This window comes from Ruegeria sp. BF6 (assembly GCF_056538665.1).
On record NZ_JBQFTN010000012.1, the window covers coordinates 66398 to 84172 of the forward strand.

Sequence of the window (17775 nt, forward strand, 5' to 3'; positions counted from 1 at the left end):
ACCACGATGCAAGCCCTTCGCATATCGAATGCCACACGCGGCCCACGTGAACAGAAGCGCACCGACGCCAGCCTAACAACGGCCCTGCTGGCTCTGTTGGCAGCATTTGCGGCCTTCCTGCTGCTGGTGCTTTTTGCCCCTGCGGCGAACGCCGAACGGCTTGTGATTGAACCCGGCTCCGCATGGTCTGATGGCGGCTATGTTCGGCAATATGTCCGCAAGCGCAACAAGGTGGACGCCGTGGAAATTCGCGGCAGATGCGTTTCATCCTGCACCGTATTCCTGAGCCATGAGAACGTATGCGTTTCCCGCAAAGCCCGGTTCGGCTTTCACGCACTCAGCTATCGCGGTGCCATCGCATCAACCGCCGTTCAGCAGGATTACGCCTTCAACCTGCTGGGATGTCCCGATCTGGGCCAGTGGTTCCTTGCTGGACCAGCCCACGAAAGAAAGCGCGTCGTTTATCTCAACGGCAGCGCTGTGATTGACGCCTGCGGCTTCAGGGAATGCGAAGCCTGAAGCCAACAGCCACCGCTGAAACAACCACCCTTTAACCGCACCGAAAGGAACCGTCACGTGATGACCAAACGCAAAAACACTGATGAGGCGCAGACCATCGCAGAACGCGACCCCTACGCTATCCACGGCCTTGAACAGATGCTGACGCTGTTTGATGGCGGTGACTTCATCAAGGAATTCAAGGGCGACCACCGCGCGCTGCTGCAGAAGATGCAGGAACATATTGAAGAGTACGGCCAGAAAGCGGCCAAAGGCTCTTTCACGCTGACCGTGTCTTACGAACTGAACGGCGCAGGCGATCTGGGAATGAGCGCCAGCGCAGCATTCAAGGAACCCACCAAGCCCGCAAGCAAGGCCGGGGCCTATGTGGACCAGAACGGGCAGATGACTCTGTACAGCCCAATGATGAAGCGCATGCACAGCGGCGTGCGTGACGTCACCCCGCACGACCCGGAAACGGGCGAAGTGCGCGACGTTTAACCCCGAAAACCTCAACCCGCCAATCAAAGGAAACTGACCATGGCAGGAGAAAAGCAAGACATCACTATCGCACCGGCGCTGGAAAACCCGGCGCAGACCGTGCGCGACCTGATGGCCGACATCGGCCATCACGACGACGTCCAAACTCCGGATCAAATGGACCTAACCAAGGCCCATTTGCTCACGGTCCCGAACCACCGCGCGGTTGAGGACCTAACCGAAGCTCACCGCAAAGCGCTGGAATTCCTCAAACCAGCCCGCCGCATGGGCACTGCCCGCTTTGACGATCTGGCCAGCATCATTGCATGGGCCAACCGCTTCAAGGGCGATACGTCCGTTCTGTTCGCCAAACCGGATATGACCAAACCCACACTGACTTGCGTTGCCGATTATCACGCAAGCGGTCCGGTTGATGTCGAAAACACGTCAGGCGACCCCAGCGCCCGCCACTGCCACCACAGGGCGGTTTACAGCTTCCCGCTGTCCGAAGAATGGAAGGCATGGATGGGCATTTCTGGCCAGCCGCTGGACAAGGACGAAATGGGCGAGTTCATCGAAGCCCAGGCAAAAGACGTGTTCGACCCCACCCCCGCCATTCTGAAGGGTAACATCAGCGACAAGATCCAGCCTTGGGAAACCCGCCTGATCGAAACCGCCCAAAAGATCGAAGGCCGCTATGGGCAGCTCACCCAACTGCTGGCCATGTCCAAGCAGTTTCAGGTGCACGAGACCAGCAACCTGACAGTCAAAACCAACCGGGACACCGGCGAACAAGAAGTGCAGTTCCTGAACGAACACAAGGCACCGGACGGCAAACCGCTGAACATTCCCAACCTGATCATCATCGCGATCCCGGTGTTCATGGGCGGCGCACCGTTCCGCATGCCGGTGCGGTTCCGGTATCGCAAGATGGGCGGGCAGGTGAAATTCATCCTGTCGGTCTACAACCCCGAGAAGGCGTTCGAACTGGCATTCAAGGAAGCCGTTGAACAGGCGACCGAGGAAACCGGCCTGCCGACCTTCATGGGTTCCCCCGAAGCCTGAATTCTCTTTCTGGCCCTTGGAAACAGGGGCCAGCGACGGAACGCAGGAAGAAACATCATGACGCACAAGCTCATTCCCCCAGCCGTAAAGGTCTGCGACGCCCTGATCCCTTTGACCTCGGGAAAGTTGCCGCAAGAGATTCTTGTTCTCAACCCGGAAACCGTCGCGGTCATCGCTGAAATCGATGGCGTTGATTACGTCCTGACCATGAACCGAGTGCCCCAGCAGCGGCCAAGACCAGCAACCCAATAAGGAAACAGACATGCGCTACCCGACGCCAAACGCCGAAGGATACTTTTGGGCCAAGTTGGTCCATCCACACGAAATGCCCGAGGGTGAAGATTGGACGTCCCCAGATTGGGAAGTCGTCTCGGTCTCCGACAACAACGGCCAGGGTGATGACAAGTGGCGCGTCTACGTGCCGGGCATCGAACCGGGTCAACTGATCGACGCTTTTGTTTGGGGTCCGCGCGTCCCTGATTTCAAATCATCATCAGGGACCGCGCAATGAACTGGTATGCCCAACAGCGCCAGAACTGGATTGGTGAAATGCTGCGGATCTACGGTTTCATCAACCGCAGCCATATTGTGGCCAAGTTCGGATGCTCACCACAATCCGCCGGGCACGACCTGACGGCCTTCCAGTCCGAGAACGCGGATTGGGTACGGTACGACACCCGCCGCAAGTCCTACGTCAATACGAAAGAGCAGGGGCGTGCCGCATGATCCCGATTCCAGCGATTTTCTATGAGTTCCTGCCGCCGTTCTGGAAGGCGTTTTACCACCCGATCCGCGTTGTTCGTTACAGCGCCAACCGCACCAACTGAAAGGGCCAAAAATGCCGATTGTCACTCAAGAATGGACCCATAGCCTGACCTGCATGCAGCAAACCGTTTTGCTGACTGCTGTGCGCGGCCCCGATGGCGTGGCGAAGTACCACCCCTGCAAATTTCTCATCCGCTGGTTTCGTCGCTGCGTCCTCCTGGGCGCACTGGACCACAACGTTTTTGAAAACCCCTACGATCCCCGGGGCGGGTCATTCACTGGCCCCAGCTACGAATGGCCTCCGGGTTTGGACCACGACTGGACCGCGAAAATGAACGCCGTCGTGGAACGTTATCTGCAAAGCCTCGACGAACTGCCGCACCACTTCCAACTGCACCTGATGCACGCCGCCGAGATCATCGGATACAAGCATCCTGACGCCAAAATTCGCGACTGGTGGCACTGGCTGTATATGGAATTGGTCAAGGATATGCACCTTGCGCCAGAGACCGAGGCCGAGTTGGACTATCGCCTTGGCGATAGCGAGGCCCAATGGCGCGCCACCAGCTCCGAAGCGACGCAGGCGTAACCATGCCCCGCAACATCTCTTTTGCCATGACCACCCAGCAGGTGCAGGACCGTAGCAAGGACGTGACGCGCCGGTTTGGCTGGTGGTTCCTGAAACCCGGTGACCACCTCAACGGCGTCAAAAAGGCGATGGGGCTGCGCAAGGGCGAGAAGATCGAACGGCTCTGCCTGATCGAAGTGGTATCCGTGCGCGCCGAACCTCTGAACGCCATCACGCAGGCTGACGTGATCCGGGAAGGCTTTCCCGGCTGGACACCGCAGGAGTTCGTTCAGTTTCTGGTGCGCCACTACCGCTGCGACCCAGCCGAGCCGGTCAACCGCATCGAATTCAAGTATCTGGATTGAGAGGACGAAGTGATGACTGCGAAATTATGCCGGAGCTGCGGGAAGGCACTCAGAAAACAATACAGTTTTGCGGTGTTCCAGAGGTACGCAAACACATTCATCGGGCACATCGTCAGGGATGAAAACCCGGAGACCAGAGACGATGTTGATCGCCTTGTGAACATGCCGATTGCCTACATTCGACGTCACCCGGAAAAGAAGCATCTAATTCACTTCGCAGCCCTCTGGGACGGCGAGAGCTATTTGGACAATTATTTCTGCACAAATCGCTGCGCGCAGTTGATGGGCCGAGTTGCTGCAAGAGACGGTATGTGGCTTCAATCTGCCGCCGATGTGCGCGATCTGACTGAGCAGGGATAGAACCCATGTCCATGATGCCGCCCACCGGATCGTTCATAATCGACAACGGCAAATCGCCGGAACAGTGGTGCGAACTGCTGCTGGAACGTGGCATCGACATCAGCCCGCGCAGCTTGCGGGAAAAAGCCCGCAAACACGACGCTTGCCATATCATTGGCCGGGCGATGATTATCACACCTCAACAGCTTGATGTTATTTTGGAGAATTGCTTATGCCGCTCGAAGCCTACAAACGGGGCAAGGTCTGGTGGGTCAAGGGCCGGGTCGAGTACAACGGGCTTGCCATCTCAGACTACTACCGGTGCAGCTCTGGCGCATCTACAGAAGCAGGCGCAAAAGACTGGATCAGGGCGGAAGAGGACAGGCAAATCCGTTGTCACGTCCTTGGTGAAGAATCAGCGCTGACCTTTGCCGATGCGGTGATGCTCTACAAAGCCAAACCCGCCGAGGCGAAGTTCCTGATCCCGATTGTTGAGAAGATCGGCAACGAATTTGTTCACAAGATTACACCAGAGCAGGTGCGCGACCTTGGCCCGGTGATCTATCCCAAAGCCTCAACCGATACATGGAAGCGCCAGATCATCACGCCGGTTTCTGCCGTGATCAACAACGCCCATGACAGGGGCAAATGCCACCCGATCCGAATCCGATCCTACACATCGCAGCAGCGCATCGATCAGGACAAGATACGCGGCAAACAAAGCCGACCGGAACGCAAGGCGGGAAGCTGGGACTGGATCAGGGCCGTGCAGCCCCATGCCAATCCGTATGTGGCGGCAGGTCTGGAATTCATGTTCGAAACCGGCGTGCGGGTGTCGCAACTGGTGGCGATTGAACCCAGGCACTGCGATCTGCAGAACGGGCGGGTCAAGATCATCGCTTCAAAAGGCCACCCGGAACAATGGGTATCGATCTCCACCGCGCTGGTGGTGACCATGGCCAATCTCAAGCCCCGCGCACCGCATAACCGCAAACACGGCTACAAGCTGCCTAGGCGCATGTTCGGCTATGCCGATCGATCTGGCTTCACCGCCGCACTGCGCACGGCCTGCAAGGCGGCAAAGGTCGAGTATCTCAGCCCGCACCAGGCCGGGCGGCACGGGTTCTACACCGAATTGCGGGTGCGCCAGGGCGTTGACCCGGTCAAAGCCGCCAAGGCGGGGCGCTGGTCGAACCCGGCTTTGCCGGACAAAATCTATGCCCATGTGGAAGGTGATGACCGCGAAATGCGGGACCGGATTCGTACAGGGGCCGTACAGCCGCTGAACGTAAAGCACGCTAAGGGGATGAAAGAATAAAGGAAATCGGCGTTTCTATTTTCCCTTGGTAAGGGAGAGGTCGAGAGTTCAATTCTCTCCAGCAGCACCATGATTTCCTCATCATTCTCAAAAACTTACGAAAACCAACTGCTTGCGCCTGCTAGCTCCTACACAGGAGTCTTAGGCATTGACCCCAGCCTTGCTTAAACCGGTCAACAACAAAAAAATAGATATACTTCGCTGTAACGCGTGTTCCAACGGACCTGAAGGGAATCATCGGTCGTGCTGAAGTGTCAAAGTCACTCCGCATCAAGGACGCAGCAAAGTCAAAAGAGAGAAATACCACCTAACACGCGTAGCCTCAAAAACGTTGCGCGCCCCTTCGGGCAAAGCCTGAACGGCTCCCCTTTGAGAAAATCGCCGTACTTTCTCGATATTGTAATTCCGCTTATTGGAAGTGTTGGAGAATAAGCCGGTTGAACCTCAGTTAAGATTGCCTGTAAGCGGCAGGTTAACGATAAACACCTCGGTCTAGTGTCGCTAACAGATAAACGCTCGGCAGGGATGAACTGCACGCAGTGCTGCCCAAAATCCTAGATGGAATGAAACGCGACAATAACCAGTAACTCGAAAACAAGTTGCGGTTTCTAAGACTGCAAAAATAGCGTGGCGGTCAAACTCAAAAACCGTACAACCCAAGCTATCTAATAGTCGCAGCAAATCTCACTGTTTCCGTATCAACACCTGTCGACCAAACTCAAATTATCAGTAAGCGGCAGCACGGGATTGGCATGCCGACACCTTCACTTCTGGTTCGACACCATGTAACCTACGTTTGTTCAAGGTGCCAATGCTCCAAGTGCCCCTAAAGCGCTGACAATAAGAAGCAATCCTGCAGGGAGCGGGACAGGCGAAGGGCTGGCGACATAAGGAGCGCTTTCATAGGTTGCGTTACCCAAGCGCCTACCAGTCGCGTCAAGAAGAACCGCAAGATTGGAAAAGCTGAAGTTTTCAATCGTACCAAATTCCGCTGTGGCAATAATTGAACCATTAGGACCCGCAGAGGGCGTATCTATGTACATACCACCTCCACTTGCTGCGAAAGGAAGTACCCTTGATCCGACTATACTGCCGGTAAGCCCGGGTCCGGAGTAGACTGTTACGCGCAGTTGGTTTGCTGCAAACGGTGATGCGCTCCAATACACATCATAAATATCAAAAGTGGTGCCAGAGCTAAAATCCACCGCTAGACCCTCAGTGGGGCTCAAAGTCGCCGCAGACGAAACCGACGCAAAAATTGAAAAAAGTGCTGATAGAGCACAGACGAACACACCCCTCATTTTGCCCCCCAAAAACCTGAAAACCTACTATGAAAGATTGGCAAAAAGTTTGCCTGAACACCATGCAATTAGCAACGCTACATCTCGCGCTCATTTGCCCGGCATTGTGCATATCTAGCCCTTCCATGCGCAGTCAGAGTTTCGGAGAGCTGAGGCAGTTTCGCAACGAATGAGACCTGTTACAGTATACGTTTCAGGTCGAAAAAACGCGCCACGTTGTAGCCTGACGTGCGGATTCGACAGCAAGAAACCGATCAAGGTCTGGATATCCGAATGGCTGCAGTCAATCCGGACGACTACTTCTCTGACGGATCGCTTTCGGCGTAGTCTCGCAGGCGGTCGACGTCTGCGATCTCAGCGTGGTTGCGGTTGATCTTCACACCAACGGTCTTGAGCCGCGAAAAGGCGCGGCTCAGGCTTTCCGGCTTCATCCCCAGACGCCCGGCAATCAGCATCTTGTCATAGGGCAATTCCACGTCGCAAGCTTGGGCATCGGTGTCGCACAGGCTCAGCAAGAACTCGGCCACCCGCTGTGCGCCTGTCTGGGCTTTTAGTTGCTCCAGTTGCGCCACCAGCGCATGCAGATGGGTAAAGGTCGAGGCCAAGATCGATACGCCGATCTCGGGGTCTTCCTTCATCAGCGACAGTAACAACGGGCTGGGGATATGCATGATTTCGCAGGCCGACACCGCCTCGGCAGAGACAGGATAGGGAACGTTCCGCAGCGCAACCGCCTCACCAAAGCTTTCACCGCGTGTAAAGACGCTCACCACCGCCTCGGCCCCGGTGGGCGACATACGGAACAGCTTGACCCAACCCGCCAGCACCACGTGTACGGCCTTGGCTTTTTCTTCCTGCAGGAAAATCGTCTCGCCGCGATCATAGCTGCGCCAGATTGCATGGCTGAGCAGAGTATCGACATGCTGATCCGGCAAGCTCTTGAGCAGGAGCGATTGCCGCGCGATTGCTTTTTGCGCTTCGTGAGCCAAGAAGGTTCCCCTTTTCCCTAGTCGATCTTCTGACCGGTACATCCTTCGGGTTCAGGCTATGCCAAAGCTGCGCCCAACGCACCAGTCTTTTCCGAGGTCAACTTGACAATAGTCATGTCGCTTTGGGCACGACGCTCCTAATCTCGCCCCAAAGCCAGTATTCCGGGGAGCCAGAAAGATGGACTACGAGCGATTTTTCAGCCAAAGCCTCGATAGTTTGCGGGAAGAAGGAAACTATCGCGTCTTCATCGATCTGCAACGTCGCTGCGGATCCTTCCCAAATGCGCGCCAAACCGACGGACAGGTGCAGCGGGACGTGCGGATTTGGTGCTCGAACGATTACCTGGGCATGGGCCAACACCCTGCCGTGATTTCAGCCATGCATGACACGCTGGACCGCTGCGGCGCAGGCGCGGGTGGCACGCGGAACATCTCGGGCACCACCCATGATCACGTACTGCTGGAATCCGAACTGGCTGATCTGCACGGCAAAGAAGCCGCGCTGCTGTTCACCTCGGGATATGTTTCGAACTGGGCCGCCCTTGGCACCCTTGCTTCCAAAATCCCCGGACTGATCGTGTTTTCAGATGCCCTGAACCACGCCTCGATGATCGAAGGTATCCGCCACTCACGCGCTCAAAAGGTCATCTGGAAACACAACGATTTAGAGGATCTTGAGGCGAAACTGGCCGCCGCTGATCCCGATGCGCCAAAGATGATCGCATTTGAGTCGGTCTATTCGATGGATGGAGACATCGCGCCGATCAAAGAGATTTGTGATCTGGCCGACAATTACGACGCCATGACCTATCTGGATGAGGTCCACGCCGTAGGTCTCTATGGTCCGCGTGGTGGCGGTATCGCCGAACGCGAAGGTCTGATGGATCGACTGACCGTGATTGAAGGTACCCTGGGCAAAGCCTTCGGTGTGGTCGGTGGCTATATCGCTGCTTCGGCCGCGTTGTGCGACTTCGTACGCAGCTTTGCCAGCGGGTTCATCTTTACAACTGCCCTGCCCCCCTCAATCGCAGCTGGCGCTGCGGCCTCGATCCGGCACCTGAAACAGTCGAGTGCCGAACGCAATCTGCAAAAGGCCCGCGTGGCGCAGGTGCGCGCCCGTCTTGACGCCGAGGGCATCCCGCATCTTCCCAACCCCAGCCACATCATCCCCGTGATGGTCGGTGATCCGGTCAAATGCAAATTCATTTCGGACACACTGCTGGAAGAGTTTGGCATCTATATCCAGCCGATCAACTACCCCACCGTTCCCAAAGGAACCGAGCGCCTACGGATCACGCCGTCTCCGGTTCACACCGACGCCGATATCGGCCACTTGGTCAATGCTCTGTCGGCCCTCTGGCAACGGTGCCAGATAGCGCGCATGCCGATGGCCGCCCAATAACCAATGCGCCCCTTGCTTGGAAACCTGCCGCCCTTTCGGGGCGGCTTTTTTCTTTCTCAGATCAGGTAAAGGCCGAAGATCAGCACCGCAAACCCCGTCAGAACCATGGTGAAGCCGCGCAGCCAAGACGGGCTGGCCGCAAGGTCCAGGTAATGGGCTAGGATAATGCGGGATTTGGCCAGCGCTAGAATCAGAATCCCACCGCCCAGAACTTCGGACGGCAACGGCATTGTGGTCAGCACCGCCGACCCAAGGCTAAGCACCAACAGAGCTAGCCAGGCCCGTGTAAGAGTGTTTGCGATCATTTCCCTCATCCCAACAGGTAGATAACGGGGAACAGCATGATCCAGACCAGATCAACCATGTGCCAGAACTGGGCACCTGCCTCAATATTGCGGGGATCATCCCGCCACGCGACCAGCAGCAAAATGCCAACCCCGGCCAGCACATGCGCGGCGTGAAAACCGGTCAGCAAGTAGTAGAACAGAAAGAACGGGTGCGTTTCGTATCCGATCCCCTGCGCAGCTTTGTCCGCGTACTCCGTGCCTTTTATGATCAGGAACACCACGCCCAGCAGGGCAGCGCCAAACAAGGCCAAACGCGCAGCTCCGCGCCGGGAAGCCTGCCGCCAGTGCAGCGCCTGCGCCGCCAGATAGCCAGACGTGACCAAAACAGCAGTGTTGAACGCCGCGCCGGTGCGATGCAAATGCGACTGCGCCTCGGCAAAGCCCACCGGATCGGTCAGGCGCACGCCCATAAAGGCGATCATCCCGGCGCCGAAGACCAGCAATTCCGAGATGATCAGAACCCACATCAGCAACTCGCCCGGAAGCTCGTCGATCAGAGAGGTATCGCTCATGCGCCGACCAGTTGGCGGTAGATCTGCGGCAAGGCCATCGTCAGACGATGCGGGTCGGGGATAACAGCAAAACCGCCTTGCCCGAACATACGCGGGAACCAGCTTTTGCCAGTCTTGTCGATGGTAACGCCAAAGACCGATTGTCCGGCCCGGCGCGCCTCAAGAACAGCTTGGCGTGTGTCTTCGATTCCGTGGCGGCCCTCATAATGGTCCAGATCGTTCGGTTTGCCATCGGTGATCACCAGCAGCAGGCGGCGCTTACGAGTTTGCTTGGCCAGATCGGCAGAACAATGACGGATCGCAGCGCCCAACCGCGTGTAATGCCCCGGCCGCAGCGACGCGATGCGCTGTTCGACGGTGCTGCTCATCGGCTCGTCAAACCGTTTGCAGCGTTGCACATAAACGCGCTGGCGTTTCAGAGAGCTGAAGGCATGGATGGCAAAATCGTCACCGCAGGCATTCAGGCCCCAGGCCAAAGCGGCCAGCGCCTCACGTTCGACATCAATCACGGCGCGGCCTGTGACGGCGCTTTCGGTAGAACGGCTGACATCCAGCACAATTGACACCGCCAGATCGCGCGCCACTGGGCGGGACTGCATCCAGATGCGTTCGTTGCCCTCACCACTGGCCATCCTGTCGGTTTCGGCGCGTACGGCGGCTTCGATATCCAGCTGATCTCCATCCAGATGGCCGCGCGTCATCACCCGACCGGGGCGCAGGGCCTCGAACTGGCGTTTCACTGCGCGAATTCGGCGGGCGGTGGCGGGGTCTTTGCCAAACTCGGCGGCGTCTTCGCGGATCTCGGCATCCGAGAGTAGAACGTTGACGTGATCGGGCAGGTATTGGCCTGTACGCACATCCCATTCGGGATAGAGGATACGGCCTGACAAACGTTCGCGATTCACGTCTTCGGGGGCAAGGTCCAGATGCAGCTTCAGCTTGGTCGGTGGCGCCTTGGAGATTTGCCCCAAGCCGATTTCTTCCTGATCGTCGGCAGCCTTCTTCGCGTTGTCGGGATCGTCATCGTCGATGCGTCGGTTGATGTTCAGGAACTCGGCCCAGCTGAGAATGGCCTCAAACTTATGCAGAATAAAACTGTCGCTGCGGTTGGCCTGATCCGATTTGCGGCGGCGTGCGCGGTGGGTTTTCTCACTGGATTCTTCAGGTGGACCTTCGGTTTCGGGGTTTTCGACCTCGTTATGTTCCGAAAACCCAACCGCGCGCAGTTCTGGCCACAGGGGGACCGGGCGCATCGGTTGATAGCCACGCGGGGCGATAAGGTCATCGTCCAGCGTCAGGATCTGTTCAGCCCGGTCCGACAGCGGCGCAGGGTCCCCCAGCATGTGACGGACAAGCTCTTCAACCGTAGCCTCAACCGGTGGCAGGCCCGGGATGTCGCGGTGATGCAGAACACCTTTGCAAAGCTCGGTGTAAAGTGGGCGCAGTCCAGGAGCGTCATCCAGCGTCGTCTCGACCATGCTCTGCGCCGCGATCAGCGCGTGCACGTCGGCGCGCAGCGGATCGTTCTCTTCAATTCGGGTTCCGGCATGGGCAGCGGCGGAGGCGAGCCAGACATAAAGCGCGCCATTCGCCTCGCGCGCGGGAAAAACAGCCAGCCGATCCGGCAGGCGCAATACCTCTCCATCGAACGAGGCGCGCGGCATCAGTTCAGCCTCGGTTGCCAGCTTGCGACGCCAGCTTAACCGGTGGCGTGAAACCTCGGGCGAGACCGGGCGCAATTCAACGCCCGGACTACCCCCAAGTCCCCGGAAGAGGACTGCCAGCCGCCCCGCGACCTCTGAGAGGTCGACCGCGGCTCCAACATGCACCTCAGGTGCATCGAGACGGCTGGCAAGGGTGTGCCACAGTTTCCCGATCGTTTCTTCGGGTTCCCATGGCTCAAATTCGATCCTGACCATCGGCGGGCCTCACCCAAAGACAGCCGTGACAAGATCGAGGAGCCCGCGTTTGATATCCTCGTCATCAGTCAGAGGTTCGATCATTGCGGCAAGGATGGCGCGGTCGGTCGACATGCCCTGTGCGATCAGCGTCGCGGCATAAACGACTAAGCGGGTGGAAACGCCTTCCTCAAGATCCTGACCCTTGAGTCCGCGCAGCTTGTTCGCCAACCGGATCAGCGGCTTGCAGCGCTCCAGCGCCAGCCCGCTTTCCTGAGCAACAACTTCGGCCTCCATCTCGGGCGACGGGAAGTCGAACTCGAGAGAGATGAACCGTTGCCGGGTCGAGGGTTTCAGGGTTTTCAGGATATTCTGGTATCCGGGGTTGTACGAGGCGACCAGCATAAAACCGGGTGCGGCCTCAAGTTCTTCGCCTGTGCGGTCGATCGGCAGTATGCGCCGGTCATCGGTCAGTGGGTGCAACACGACGGTCACGTCTTTGCGGGCTTCGACCACCTCATCAAGGTAGCAGATCGCGCCTTCGCGGACCGCGCGGGTCAAGGGACCATCAACCCAGACGGTTTCGCCACCTTTCAGCAGGTAGCGCCCGATCAGGTCGGCGGCGGCAAGGTCATCGTGGCAGGCCACGGTATATAGCGGACGACCAAGGCGGGCGGCCATATGGGCCACAAAGCGGGTCTTGCCGCAGCCCGTCGGCCCCTTCAGCAGAACCGGTAGGTCGTTGTTGTAAGCGGCGGTGAACACATCGCATTCATCACGCTGGGGCAGGTAGAAGGGGGCGTCAGCCGCCCCCGTTCCCATGTTTCTTGAGCCGTCCATCTTCATGACTCCGCTGCGACGTGGTCAGGATCGTTTTCCAGCCGGTCGCGTTCGATCGGGCCGGGTTCAACCATCTCTTTCCGGGGCACCCAGATCGAGTAGATGAACAAAAGCGCACCGAGGACAACGACAACACCGGAACCAAGACGCATCCAGTAGAAGATCGCGATCTGGTCTTGCACGTCCATGAAGTAGTCACCGACCACACGTTGCATGTGCGTTTGCACGGTACCGCCGAAGGTCAGCACGAAGGTCATAAAGACCATGCCGCTGGTCATCAGCCAGAACGAACCCATGTTCAGTACCTGATTGTACGGGTCACGGTTCTTCAGGATTGGCATCGCATAGCTGAAGATTGCCAGGTTGAGGCAGACATATGCACCGTAGAAGGCCAGGTGGCCGTGGGCTGCAGTGATCTGCGTACCGTGGGTATAGTAGTTCACCCCGTGCAGCGTGTGCAGGAAGCCCCAGACACCGGCACCGAAGAAGGCAAGCGTGGCACAGCCCAGCGACCACAGCAGCGCAGCCTTGTTGGGGTGGTCACGACGACCTTTCCAGACCATGACGAAGGCAAAGGCCATCATCGCGAAGAACGGGATCACTTCGAGGCTCGAGAAGATCGAACCGATCCACTGCCAGTACGCGGGTGTACCGATCCAGTAGTAGTGGTGACCCGTACCAAGGATGCCCGAGAACAGCGCGGCGGCGACGATGACATAAAGCCATTTTTCGACGATCTCACGGTCAACACCGGTCAGTTTCAGCATCAGGTAGGCCAGGATCGAGGCCATGATCAGTTCCCACACGCCTTCAACCCAAAGGTGGACGACATACCACCAGTATTGTTTGTCCAAGGCCAGGTTGCCCGGGTTGTAGAAGGCAAACAGGAACAGCAGCGCCAGACCCCACAGACCCAACAAAAGGATGTTGGTGATCGCGGTCTTTTTACCCTTCAGAACGGTCATCGACACGTTGTAAAGGAAGATCAGCGCGGCCACGACGATGCCTGCCTTGACCCATTTGGGTTGTTCAAGGAACTCGCGCCCCTCTTTGCCCAGCAGCCAATTGCCTTCGAAAAGGTTGAAGACATAGGTCACAACCACGCCCAATGTACCGACCACCAGAATGATCAGCTGCAAATAGGCTAACTTGGGTGAATGTATTTCACGCTCAGATTCTTCCGGGATCAGGAAGTAAGCCGCCCCGAAGAAGCCCAGGATCAGCCAGACGATCAGCGAGTTGGTGTGCAGCATCCGCACGATGTTGAACGGCAGAAGCTCACTCAGGAAGTTTGGGAACACATAGATCAAACCGGCCAGCAGGCCGCCGATCACCTGGATCGCAAACAGGGCCATTGCCACCGCAAAGTAGGCGTAGGCGATTTTTTGGGATTCGTATTTCATTTCTCCGTTCCCTTTCTCAGCCGGCCTCGTTGGGCGGCCAGCCCTGAGCGTCGATATTGTCCGTCCAGATCAGGAAGTTGGTCAGATCGCGGAGCTCTTCGTCGCTGAGGTTGAATTGTGGCATCTGCCGACGACCGGGAATGCCGGTCGGCTGCGCCTCCATCCAGCCTTTAAGGGATTCAAAGGCCGATTCCGGGTCGTCGAGGACGCCCCACCGAGTCATTACGTTAGCGACTTCGGGGGCAAAGTAGGCCCCTTCACCCAGAATCGTATGACAGTTGATACAGGCGTGTTTTTCCCAGACGTGTTTGCCGCGAACCACACTTTCATCGAGCTTTGCCGAATTCTCGGAATTCACGATATACCAGTGTGAATGGGCCGACAGGGCCAAGAATATGAGGATAAAGAACAGTGACCCGCCATAGAATATGTTGCGGGCCATGCTCTTGGTCATGACTTCTCGCATTGCGCTCTCCTTTGCGCAGATTAGCTAGTCTGAACACCATGGCGGCTGGGCCATGGTGTCTCCTTAACGAAAGTCAAGACTGGCCGAAGTAATTGAAATTCATCCCGCCCGGGCTGCGCGGGGACCTGTCAGGGCGGGCCACATTGCAATCAGGTACAGCGCAAAGGCGCAGACCCACAGGCCATCGGACAGCAGCATCGCCACCATATAGCCTGCGTTCAGGTCCGCTCCGATCCAGCGCGACAGAGCTGCCACGGCCATCAGCCCATAGGCGACAACCATTGGAGCGGGTGCGATCAACGCACGACCGCTGTGACCCAGCGCAGCGCGGCTCATGACCGCCAGGGTCATGCCGCCGACGCAACCGATGCCCAGAACATGCAGGGCGGCGACTTCATTACCCAGGCCCAGCACCGAAAGCCCCCAGAGAATCAGCCCAAGCGCCAGCATTCCAAGCCCCAGATGCAGCGCCAGCAGAATCGGTTGCCGCACAGCCCAGCGTGCGCGCCAGCGTGCCATGCGCAATACCTGCACCGCGCCCAATGCAAGTGCAACCACCCCGGCCACCGGCCCGGCGCCAAACACCAAAACGCTCAGCGGCAGAATCAAGGCCAGAATCATACCCGCCTTATCCAAGACAGCGACCGAAACCGGCCAGTCCGCCTCAGGCACGCCTTCGCGCTTCATGGCATTGCGGGTGAAGGCCGGCGTGATCCGCCCGCCCAGGATGGCAATCATTGCACACAAGCTCAGCAGCCCTGCGCGCAACCCGGTTTGCAACGTGTCCGCCGTGACCTCCATCCATTCCAGATGAGTCATCAGGTCCGCGACCCAGATCAGGCTGAGCAACAGCAGGAAAATCATGTTCTGCGGTTTTGGGCGACGGATCAGCTGAGTCAGGATTTTGGCTGCCAAAACAGGCACAAAGGCCAGATCGACCATCGCAACCAACACTGGCGGCAGCATCCCGGAAAACCACATGGCCATCCGACCCGCCAGCCACAGCCCGGCGGCCAGAGTGATAAAGCGTGCGCGCGCCTCGGGCGCGCCGGTCCAGTTGGGAACAGCCGTCAGAAAGAACCCGCCCAGCGCGGCGGTGGCATAGCCAAAGATCATCTCGTGCGCGTGCCACATCGGTGGCGTCATGCCATAATCCGGCGCCATGTAGGGCACCGCCAGCCACAGCCCCCAAACCAGCCCCACAAACAGGCCGTAAAGACCGGCGGACAGAAAGAAAACACGAAACGCCTCACCAAGAACACGGGCGACGATTGCGGGCATGGCTGCTCTCCTTGACGGTTTTCTAAGCCCTAGCAGCGAAGCTGAAACGGCGACTTAACCAAAATCAAAACGTTGGAAAACATGCCCCTAAGATTCAGATTTTTCCGCGTTTTTTTCGCGATTTTTCCAGTTGCCACCCCGAATTGCACCCCTTGTGTTGACTTTCGTCAAGGAGTGCTATCGAGCGATGCTCCACCCTTGGGGGTGCCTCACCACGCAAATGGAGAGTGATCATGTCACTTGGAATCAGCTACAACAAAACTGGCCGCGCCTTTGGGGCCGGTTTGGCGATGCTGCTGGGCAGCGTCGCTGCACCAGCCTTCGCCGAAGAGCCAACCCTCAGCGAGGAAGCGTTTGAATCATCCAAACAGCTTTATTTCGAACAATGCGCAGGCTGTCACGGCGTTCTGCGCAAAGGCGCCACAGGCAAGAGTCTTGAACCACATTGGAAGAAAACCGCAGCCGACGGAACCGTGACCGAAGGCGGAACCCTTGCACTCGGGCAGGAACGTCTTGAGAAAATCATCGCCTGGGGTACCGAAGGCGGGATGAACAACTTCTCGGACATCATGACCGAGCAGGAAATCAAGGATATGGCGACCTACATTCAGATGGAGGCCCCCAAGCCGCCTGAGATGTCGCTGGAGCAGATGAAAGAGACCCGCAAGGTCTATGTCGAAGAAGCCGACTACCCGACCGAGCCGCTTCACGGCCGCAATTGGGAAAATTTCTTCGTCGTCATCGAGCGTGACGTAGGTAAGGTGGCTGTTATCGACGGCGACACCAAAGAAGTGCTAACGCACATCCCGACAGGTTACGCCGTGCACGTTCTGAAAGCATCGGAACACCACAGCATTACCGAGCCTGAGCACCCCGGCCGCTTCTGGTACACCATGGGCCGCGACGGCAAGATGACCAAGATCGACCTCTGGCAGAAGCCCGAGAACATGTTGGTTTCGGAAGTCAAGATTGCCTATGACGCACGTGACGTGGCCGTTTCCGGCGACGGCAAATACGTCATCGGTGGTGGTTACTGGCCGCCGCACTTTGCAATCGTAGATGCCCAGACAATGGAACCGGTCAAGGTTGTATCGACCCGCGGTGTGAACGTGGACGGCGACTATGTGGAAGAGGCCCGTGTGGCCGCAATCTACACAACGCCGAACGAGCCGACCTGGATCGTCGCGATCAAGGAATTGGGTCAGCTGTGGCAGGTTGATTATACCGACCTGGATAACCTGCGGATCGACAAGATCGACTCGGCCAAGTTCCTGCACGACGGGTTCTTTGACCCGACTGGCCGGTACTTCCAAATCGCCGCAAACGCGTCGAACAAGATGGTTGTTGTCGATACCCAAACCCACAAGCTGGAAGCGATGATCGACACCGCCGCGTTGCCGCACCCCGGTCCGGGCGCCAACTGGGTCGACCCGAATTGCGGTCCGGTCGCTGGCACAACCCACCTTGGTGTCGGTACCGTGACTGTTTGGGGCAACGATCCCGAGAATCGTCCGGATGATGCCTGGAAGGTCTGCTACGAAGTGGAAACCGATGGCCCCGGCCTGTTTGTTCGGACCCACCCGAATTCGGACTACATCTGGGCGGACCAGACCAAGCACCCCGAGCCTGAAATTCAGCAATCGGTGCAGGTCATCTCGAAAGAGACCGGCGAGATCGTGAAAACCATCCAGATCACCGAAGATGAAGGCAGCGCTGCCGTACACTTCGAGTTCAACGCGGATGGCACCGAGGTCTGGGTTTCCAAATGGAACCTGTCGGACTCGAAAGAACCCAACGGTCAGATCGTGATCTTCGACGCCAAGACGCTGGAAGAAATCGGTCGCATCGAAGGGCTGTATGCCCCGACCGGCAAGTTCAACGTCTACAACCGCTCGAACCACGTCACCTGACGGGTTTGATACCACAACCGGAAAGGGC

General features: G+C 57.8%; 22 protein-coding genes and 1 tRNA gene. 14 read left to right on the forward strand and 9 right to left on the reverse strand.

From position 1 onward, the window contains the following. Positions 1–6 precede the first annotated feature (6 nt). The 12 genes from ACR0IM_RS19335 to ACR0IM_RS19390 all read left to right on the forward strand — a co-directional run bounded on the left by ACR0IM_RS19335 (position 7) and on the right by ACR0IM_RS19390 (position 5709). Positions 7–519 (forward strand): hypothetical protein, encoded by a 513-nt coding sequence (locus tag ACR0IM_RS19335; RefSeq protein ID WP_480682910.1) that lies wholly within the window; start codon positions 7–9, stop codon positions 517–519. A 60-nt stretch (positions 520–579) separates the two neighbouring features. Next, a complete protein-coding gene (locus ACR0IM_RS19340) occupies positions 580–999 on the forward strand; it encodes a hypothetical protein (RefSeq protein WP_480682911.1) in 420 nt (139 codons plus the stop codon). A 39-nt stretch (positions 1000–1038) separates the two neighbouring features. Continuing rightward, positions 1039–2043 (forward strand): DUF2303 family protein, encoded by a 1005-nt coding sequence (locus tag ACR0IM_RS19345; protein ID WP_480682912.1) that lies wholly within the window; start codon positions 1039–1041, stop codon positions 2041–2043. Positions 2044–2100: 57 nt separating this feature from the next. After that, positions 2101–2295 (forward strand): hypothetical protein, encoded by a 195-nt coding sequence (locus tag ACR0IM_RS19350; RefSeq protein WP_480682913.1) that lies wholly within the window; start codon positions 2101–2103, stop codon positions 2293–2295. A gap of 10 nt (positions 2296–2305) precedes the next feature. Then, a complete protein-coding gene (locus ACR0IM_RS19355) occupies positions 2306–2554 on the forward strand; it encodes a hypothetical protein (RefSeq protein ID WP_480682914.1) in 249 nt (82 codons plus the stop codon). Continuing rightward, positions 2551–2769: a BrxR family helix-turn-helix transcriptional regulator gene (locus ACR0IM_RS19360; protein ID WP_480682915.1), complete on the forward strand. Its 219-nt coding sequence runs from the start codon at positions 2551–2553 to the stop codon at positions 2767–2769. The genes ACR0IM_RS19355 and ACR0IM_RS19360 overlap by 4 nt, the downstream gene beginning before the upstream one ends. A gap of 112 nt (positions 2770–2881) precedes the next feature. Beyond that, positions 2882–3397, forward strand: coding sequence for a hypothetical protein (locus tag ACR0IM_RS19365; RefSeq protein WP_480682916.1), 516 nt, complete (start codon positions 2882–2884; stop codon positions 3395–3397). Between the two features lie 2 nt (positions 3398–3399). Next, positions 3400–3741 (forward strand): ASCH domain-containing protein, encoded by a 342-nt coding sequence (locus tag ACR0IM_RS19370; protein ID WP_480682917.1) that lies wholly within the window; start codon positions 3400–3402, stop codon positions 3739–3741. A gap of 12 nt (positions 3742–3753) precedes the next feature. Continuing rightward, positions 3754–4101 (forward strand): hypothetical protein, encoded by a 348-nt coding sequence (locus ACR0IM_RS19375; protein WP_480682918.1) that lies wholly within the window; start codon positions 3754–3756, stop codon positions 4099–4101. Positions 4102–4312: 211 nt separating this feature from the next. Beyond that, on the forward strand, positions 4313–5398 hold the full coding sequence (locus tag ACR0IM_RS19380; protein WP_480682919.1) for a tyrosine-type recombinase/integrase: 1086 nt from the start codon (positions 4313–4315) through the stop codon (positions 5396–5398). Continuing rightward, positions 5359–5468 (forward strand) — tRNA-Leu (locus tag ACR0IM_RS19385). The genes ACR0IM_RS19380 and ACR0IM_RS19385 overlap by 40 nt, the downstream gene beginning before the upstream one ends. 121 nt (positions 5469–5589) lie before the next feature. Then, the gene (locus ACR0IM_RS19390) at positions 5590–5709 is read left to right on the forward strand and encodes a DUF6538 domain-containing protein (RefSeq protein WP_480642184.1); all 120 of its coding nucleotides are present in this window, start codon (positions 5590–5592) and stop codon (positions 5707–5709) included. 489 nt (positions 5710–6198) lie between these two features. On the opposite strand, the gene ACR0IM_RS19395 is transcribed toward ACR0IM_RS19390, so the two are convergent. Both ACR0IM_RS19395 and ACR0IM_RS19400 read right to left on the reverse strand, forming a co-directional pair. Continuing rightward, complete coding sequence (locus tag ACR0IM_RS19395; protein ID WP_480682920.1) at positions 6199–6441, reverse strand: hypothetical protein; 243 nt, start codon at positions 6439–6441, stop codon at positions 6199–6201. Positions 6442–6995: 554 nt separating this feature from the next. Further along, complete coding sequence (locus tag ACR0IM_RS19400; protein WP_480594321.1) at positions 6996–7688, reverse strand: Crp/Fnr family transcriptional regulator; 693 nt, start codon at positions 7686–7688, stop codon at positions 6996–6998. A 178-nt stretch (positions 7689–7866) separates the two neighbouring features. Between ACR0IM_RS19400 and hemA the strand changes: the two genes are divergently transcribed. Beyond that, complete coding sequence (gene hemA / locus ACR0IM_RS19405) at positions 7867–9090, forward strand: 5-aminolevulinate synthase (protein WP_480682921.1); 1224 nt, start codon at positions 7867–7869, stop codon at positions 9088–9090. 56 nt (positions 9091–9146) lie between these two features. Here hemA and ACR0IM_RS19410 read toward each other — a convergent pair whose 3' ends face one another. The 7 genes from ACR0IM_RS19410 to ACR0IM_RS19440 form a co-directional block, all read right to left on the reverse strand. Further along, a complete protein-coding gene (locus ACR0IM_RS19410; RefSeq protein WP_480682922.1) occupies positions 9147–9395 on the reverse strand; it encodes a cytochrome C oxidase subunit IV family protein in 249 nt (82 codons plus the stop codon). Positions 9396–9400: 5 nt separating this feature from the next. After that, positions 9401–9949 carry a cytochrome c oxidase subunit 3 gene (locus ACR0IM_RS19415; protein ID WP_480682923.1) on the reverse strand — a complete coding sequence of 183 codons (549 nt, stop codon included), beginning with the start codon at positions 9947–9949 and terminating at the stop codon, positions 9401–9403. Next, positions 9946–11868, reverse strand: a complete 1923-nt coding sequence (locus ACR0IM_RS19420) for a nitric oxide reductase activation protein NorD (RefSeq protein WP_480682924.1) — start codon at positions 11866–11868, stop codon at positions 9946–9948. Before ACR0IM_RS19420 ends, ACR0IM_RS19415 begins: the two co-directional genes overlap by 4 nt. Positions 11869–11877: 9 nt before the next feature. Then, a complete protein-coding gene (locus tag ACR0IM_RS19425) occupies positions 11878–12687 on the reverse strand; it encodes an AAA family ATPase (RefSeq protein WP_480594326.1) in 810 nt (269 codons plus the stop codon). Positions 12688–12689: 2 nt separating this feature from the next. Then, complete coding sequence (locus ACR0IM_RS19430; protein WP_170575123.1) at positions 12690–14090, reverse strand: cbb3-type cytochrome c oxidase subunit I; 1401 nt, start codon at positions 14088–14090, stop codon at positions 12690–12692. A 16-nt stretch (positions 14091–14106) separates the two neighbouring features. After that, positions 14107–14556 (reverse strand): c-type cytochrome, encoded by a 450-nt coding sequence (locus ACR0IM_RS19435; protein WP_170448418.1) that lies wholly within the window; start codon positions 14554–14556, stop codon positions 14107–14109. A gap of 99 nt (positions 14557–14655) precedes the next feature. Beyond that, positions 14656–15837, reverse strand: a complete 1182-nt coding sequence (locus tag ACR0IM_RS19440; protein WP_480682925.1) for an NnrS family protein — start codon at positions 15835–15837, stop codon at positions 14656–14658. A gap of 233 nt (positions 15838–16070) precedes the next feature. Here ACR0IM_RS19440 and ACR0IM_RS19445 point away from each other — a divergent pair, with 233 nt between their 5' ends. After that, positions 16071–17747: a cytochrome D1 domain-containing protein gene (locus tag ACR0IM_RS19445; protein WP_480594328.1), complete on the forward strand. Its 1677-nt coding sequence runs from the start codon at positions 16071–16073 to the stop codon at positions 17745–17747. Positions 17748–17775: the final 28 nt, after the last annotated feature.

Excerpts from the sequence above, each read along its gene's own strand:
- ACR0IM_RS19410 (WP_480682922.1), bottom strand. The coding sequence starts at position 9,395 with ATGATCGCAAACACTCTTACACGGGCCTGGCTAGCTCTGTTGGTGCTT.
- ACR0IM_RS19335 (WP_480682910.1), top strand. The coding sequence starts at position 7 with ATGCAAGCCCTTCGCATATCGAATGCCACACGCGGCCCACGTGAACAG.
- ACR0IM_RS19380 (WP_480682919.1), top strand. The coding sequence starts at position 4,313 with ATGCCGCTCGAAGCCTACAAACGGGGCAAGGTCTGGTGGGTCAAGGGC.
- ACR0IM_RS19430 (WP_170575123.1), bottom strand. The coding sequence starts at position 14,090 with ATGAAATACGAATCCCAAAAAATCGCCTACGCCTACTTTGCGGTGGCA.
- ACR0IM_RS19395 (WP_480682920.1), bottom strand. The coding sequence starts at position 6,441 with ATGTACATAGATACGCCCTCTGCGGGTCCTAATGGTTCAATTATTGCC.
- ACR0IM_RS19415 (WP_480682923.1), bottom strand. The coding sequence starts at position 9,949 with ATGAGCGATACCTCTCTGATCGACGAGCTTCCGGGCGAGTTGCTGATG.
- hemA (WP_480682921.1), top strand. The coding sequence starts at position 7,867 with ATGGACTACGAGCGATTTTTCAGCCAAAGCCTCGATAGTTTGCGGGAA.
- ACR0IM_RS19425 (WP_480594326.1), bottom strand. The coding sequence starts at position 12,687 with ATGGACGGCTCAAGAAACATGGGAACGGGGGCGGCTGACGCCCCCTTC.
- ACR0IM_RS19340 (WP_480682911.1), top strand. The coding sequence starts at position 580 with ATGACCAAACGCAAAAACACTGATGAGGCGCAGACCATCGCAGAACGC.
- ACR0IM_RS19345 (WP_480682912.1), top strand. The coding sequence starts at position 1,039 with ATGGCAGGAGAAAAGCAAGACATCACTATCGCACCGGCGCTGGAAAAC.
- ACR0IM_RS19365 (WP_480682916.1), top strand. The coding sequence starts at position 2,882 with ATGCCGATTGTCACTCAAGAATGGACCCATAGCCTGACCTGCATGCAG.
- ACR0IM_RS19350 (WP_480682913.1), top strand. The coding sequence starts at position 2,101 with ATGACGCACAAGCTCATTCCCCCAGCCGTAAAGGTCTGCGACGCCCTG.
- ACR0IM_RS19420 (WP_480682924.1), bottom strand. The coding sequence starts at position 11,868 with ATGGTCAGGATCGAATTTGAGCCATGGGAACCCGAAGAAACGATCGGG.
- ACR0IM_RS19435 (WP_170448418.1), bottom strand. The coding sequence starts at position 14,556 with ATGCGAGAAGTCATGACCAAGAGCATGGCCCGCAACATATTCTATGGC.
- ACR0IM_RS19375 (WP_480682918.1), top strand. The coding sequence starts at position 3,754 with ATGACTGCGAAATTATGCCGGAGCTGCGGGAAGGCACTCAGAAAACAA.
- ACR0IM_RS19370 (WP_480682917.1), top strand. The coding sequence starts at position 3,400 with ATGCCCCGCAACATCTCTTTTGCCATGACCACCCAGCAGGTGCAGGAC.
- ACR0IM_RS19440 (WP_480682925.1), bottom strand. The coding sequence starts at position 15,837 with ATGCCCGCAATCGTCGCCCGTGTTCTTGGTGAGGCGTTTCGTGTTTTC.
- ACR0IM_RS19445 (WP_480594328.1), top strand. The coding sequence starts at position 16,071 with ATGTCACTTGGAATCAGCTACAACAAAACTGGCCGCGCCTTTGGGGCC.
- ACR0IM_RS19360 (WP_480682915.1), top strand. The coding sequence starts at position 2,551 with ATGAACTGGTATGCCCAACAGCGCCAGAACTGGATTGGTGAAATGCTG.
- ACR0IM_RS19355 (WP_480682914.1), top strand. The coding sequence starts at position 2,306 with ATGCGCTACCCGACGCCAAACGCCGAAGGATACTTTTGGGCCAAGTTG.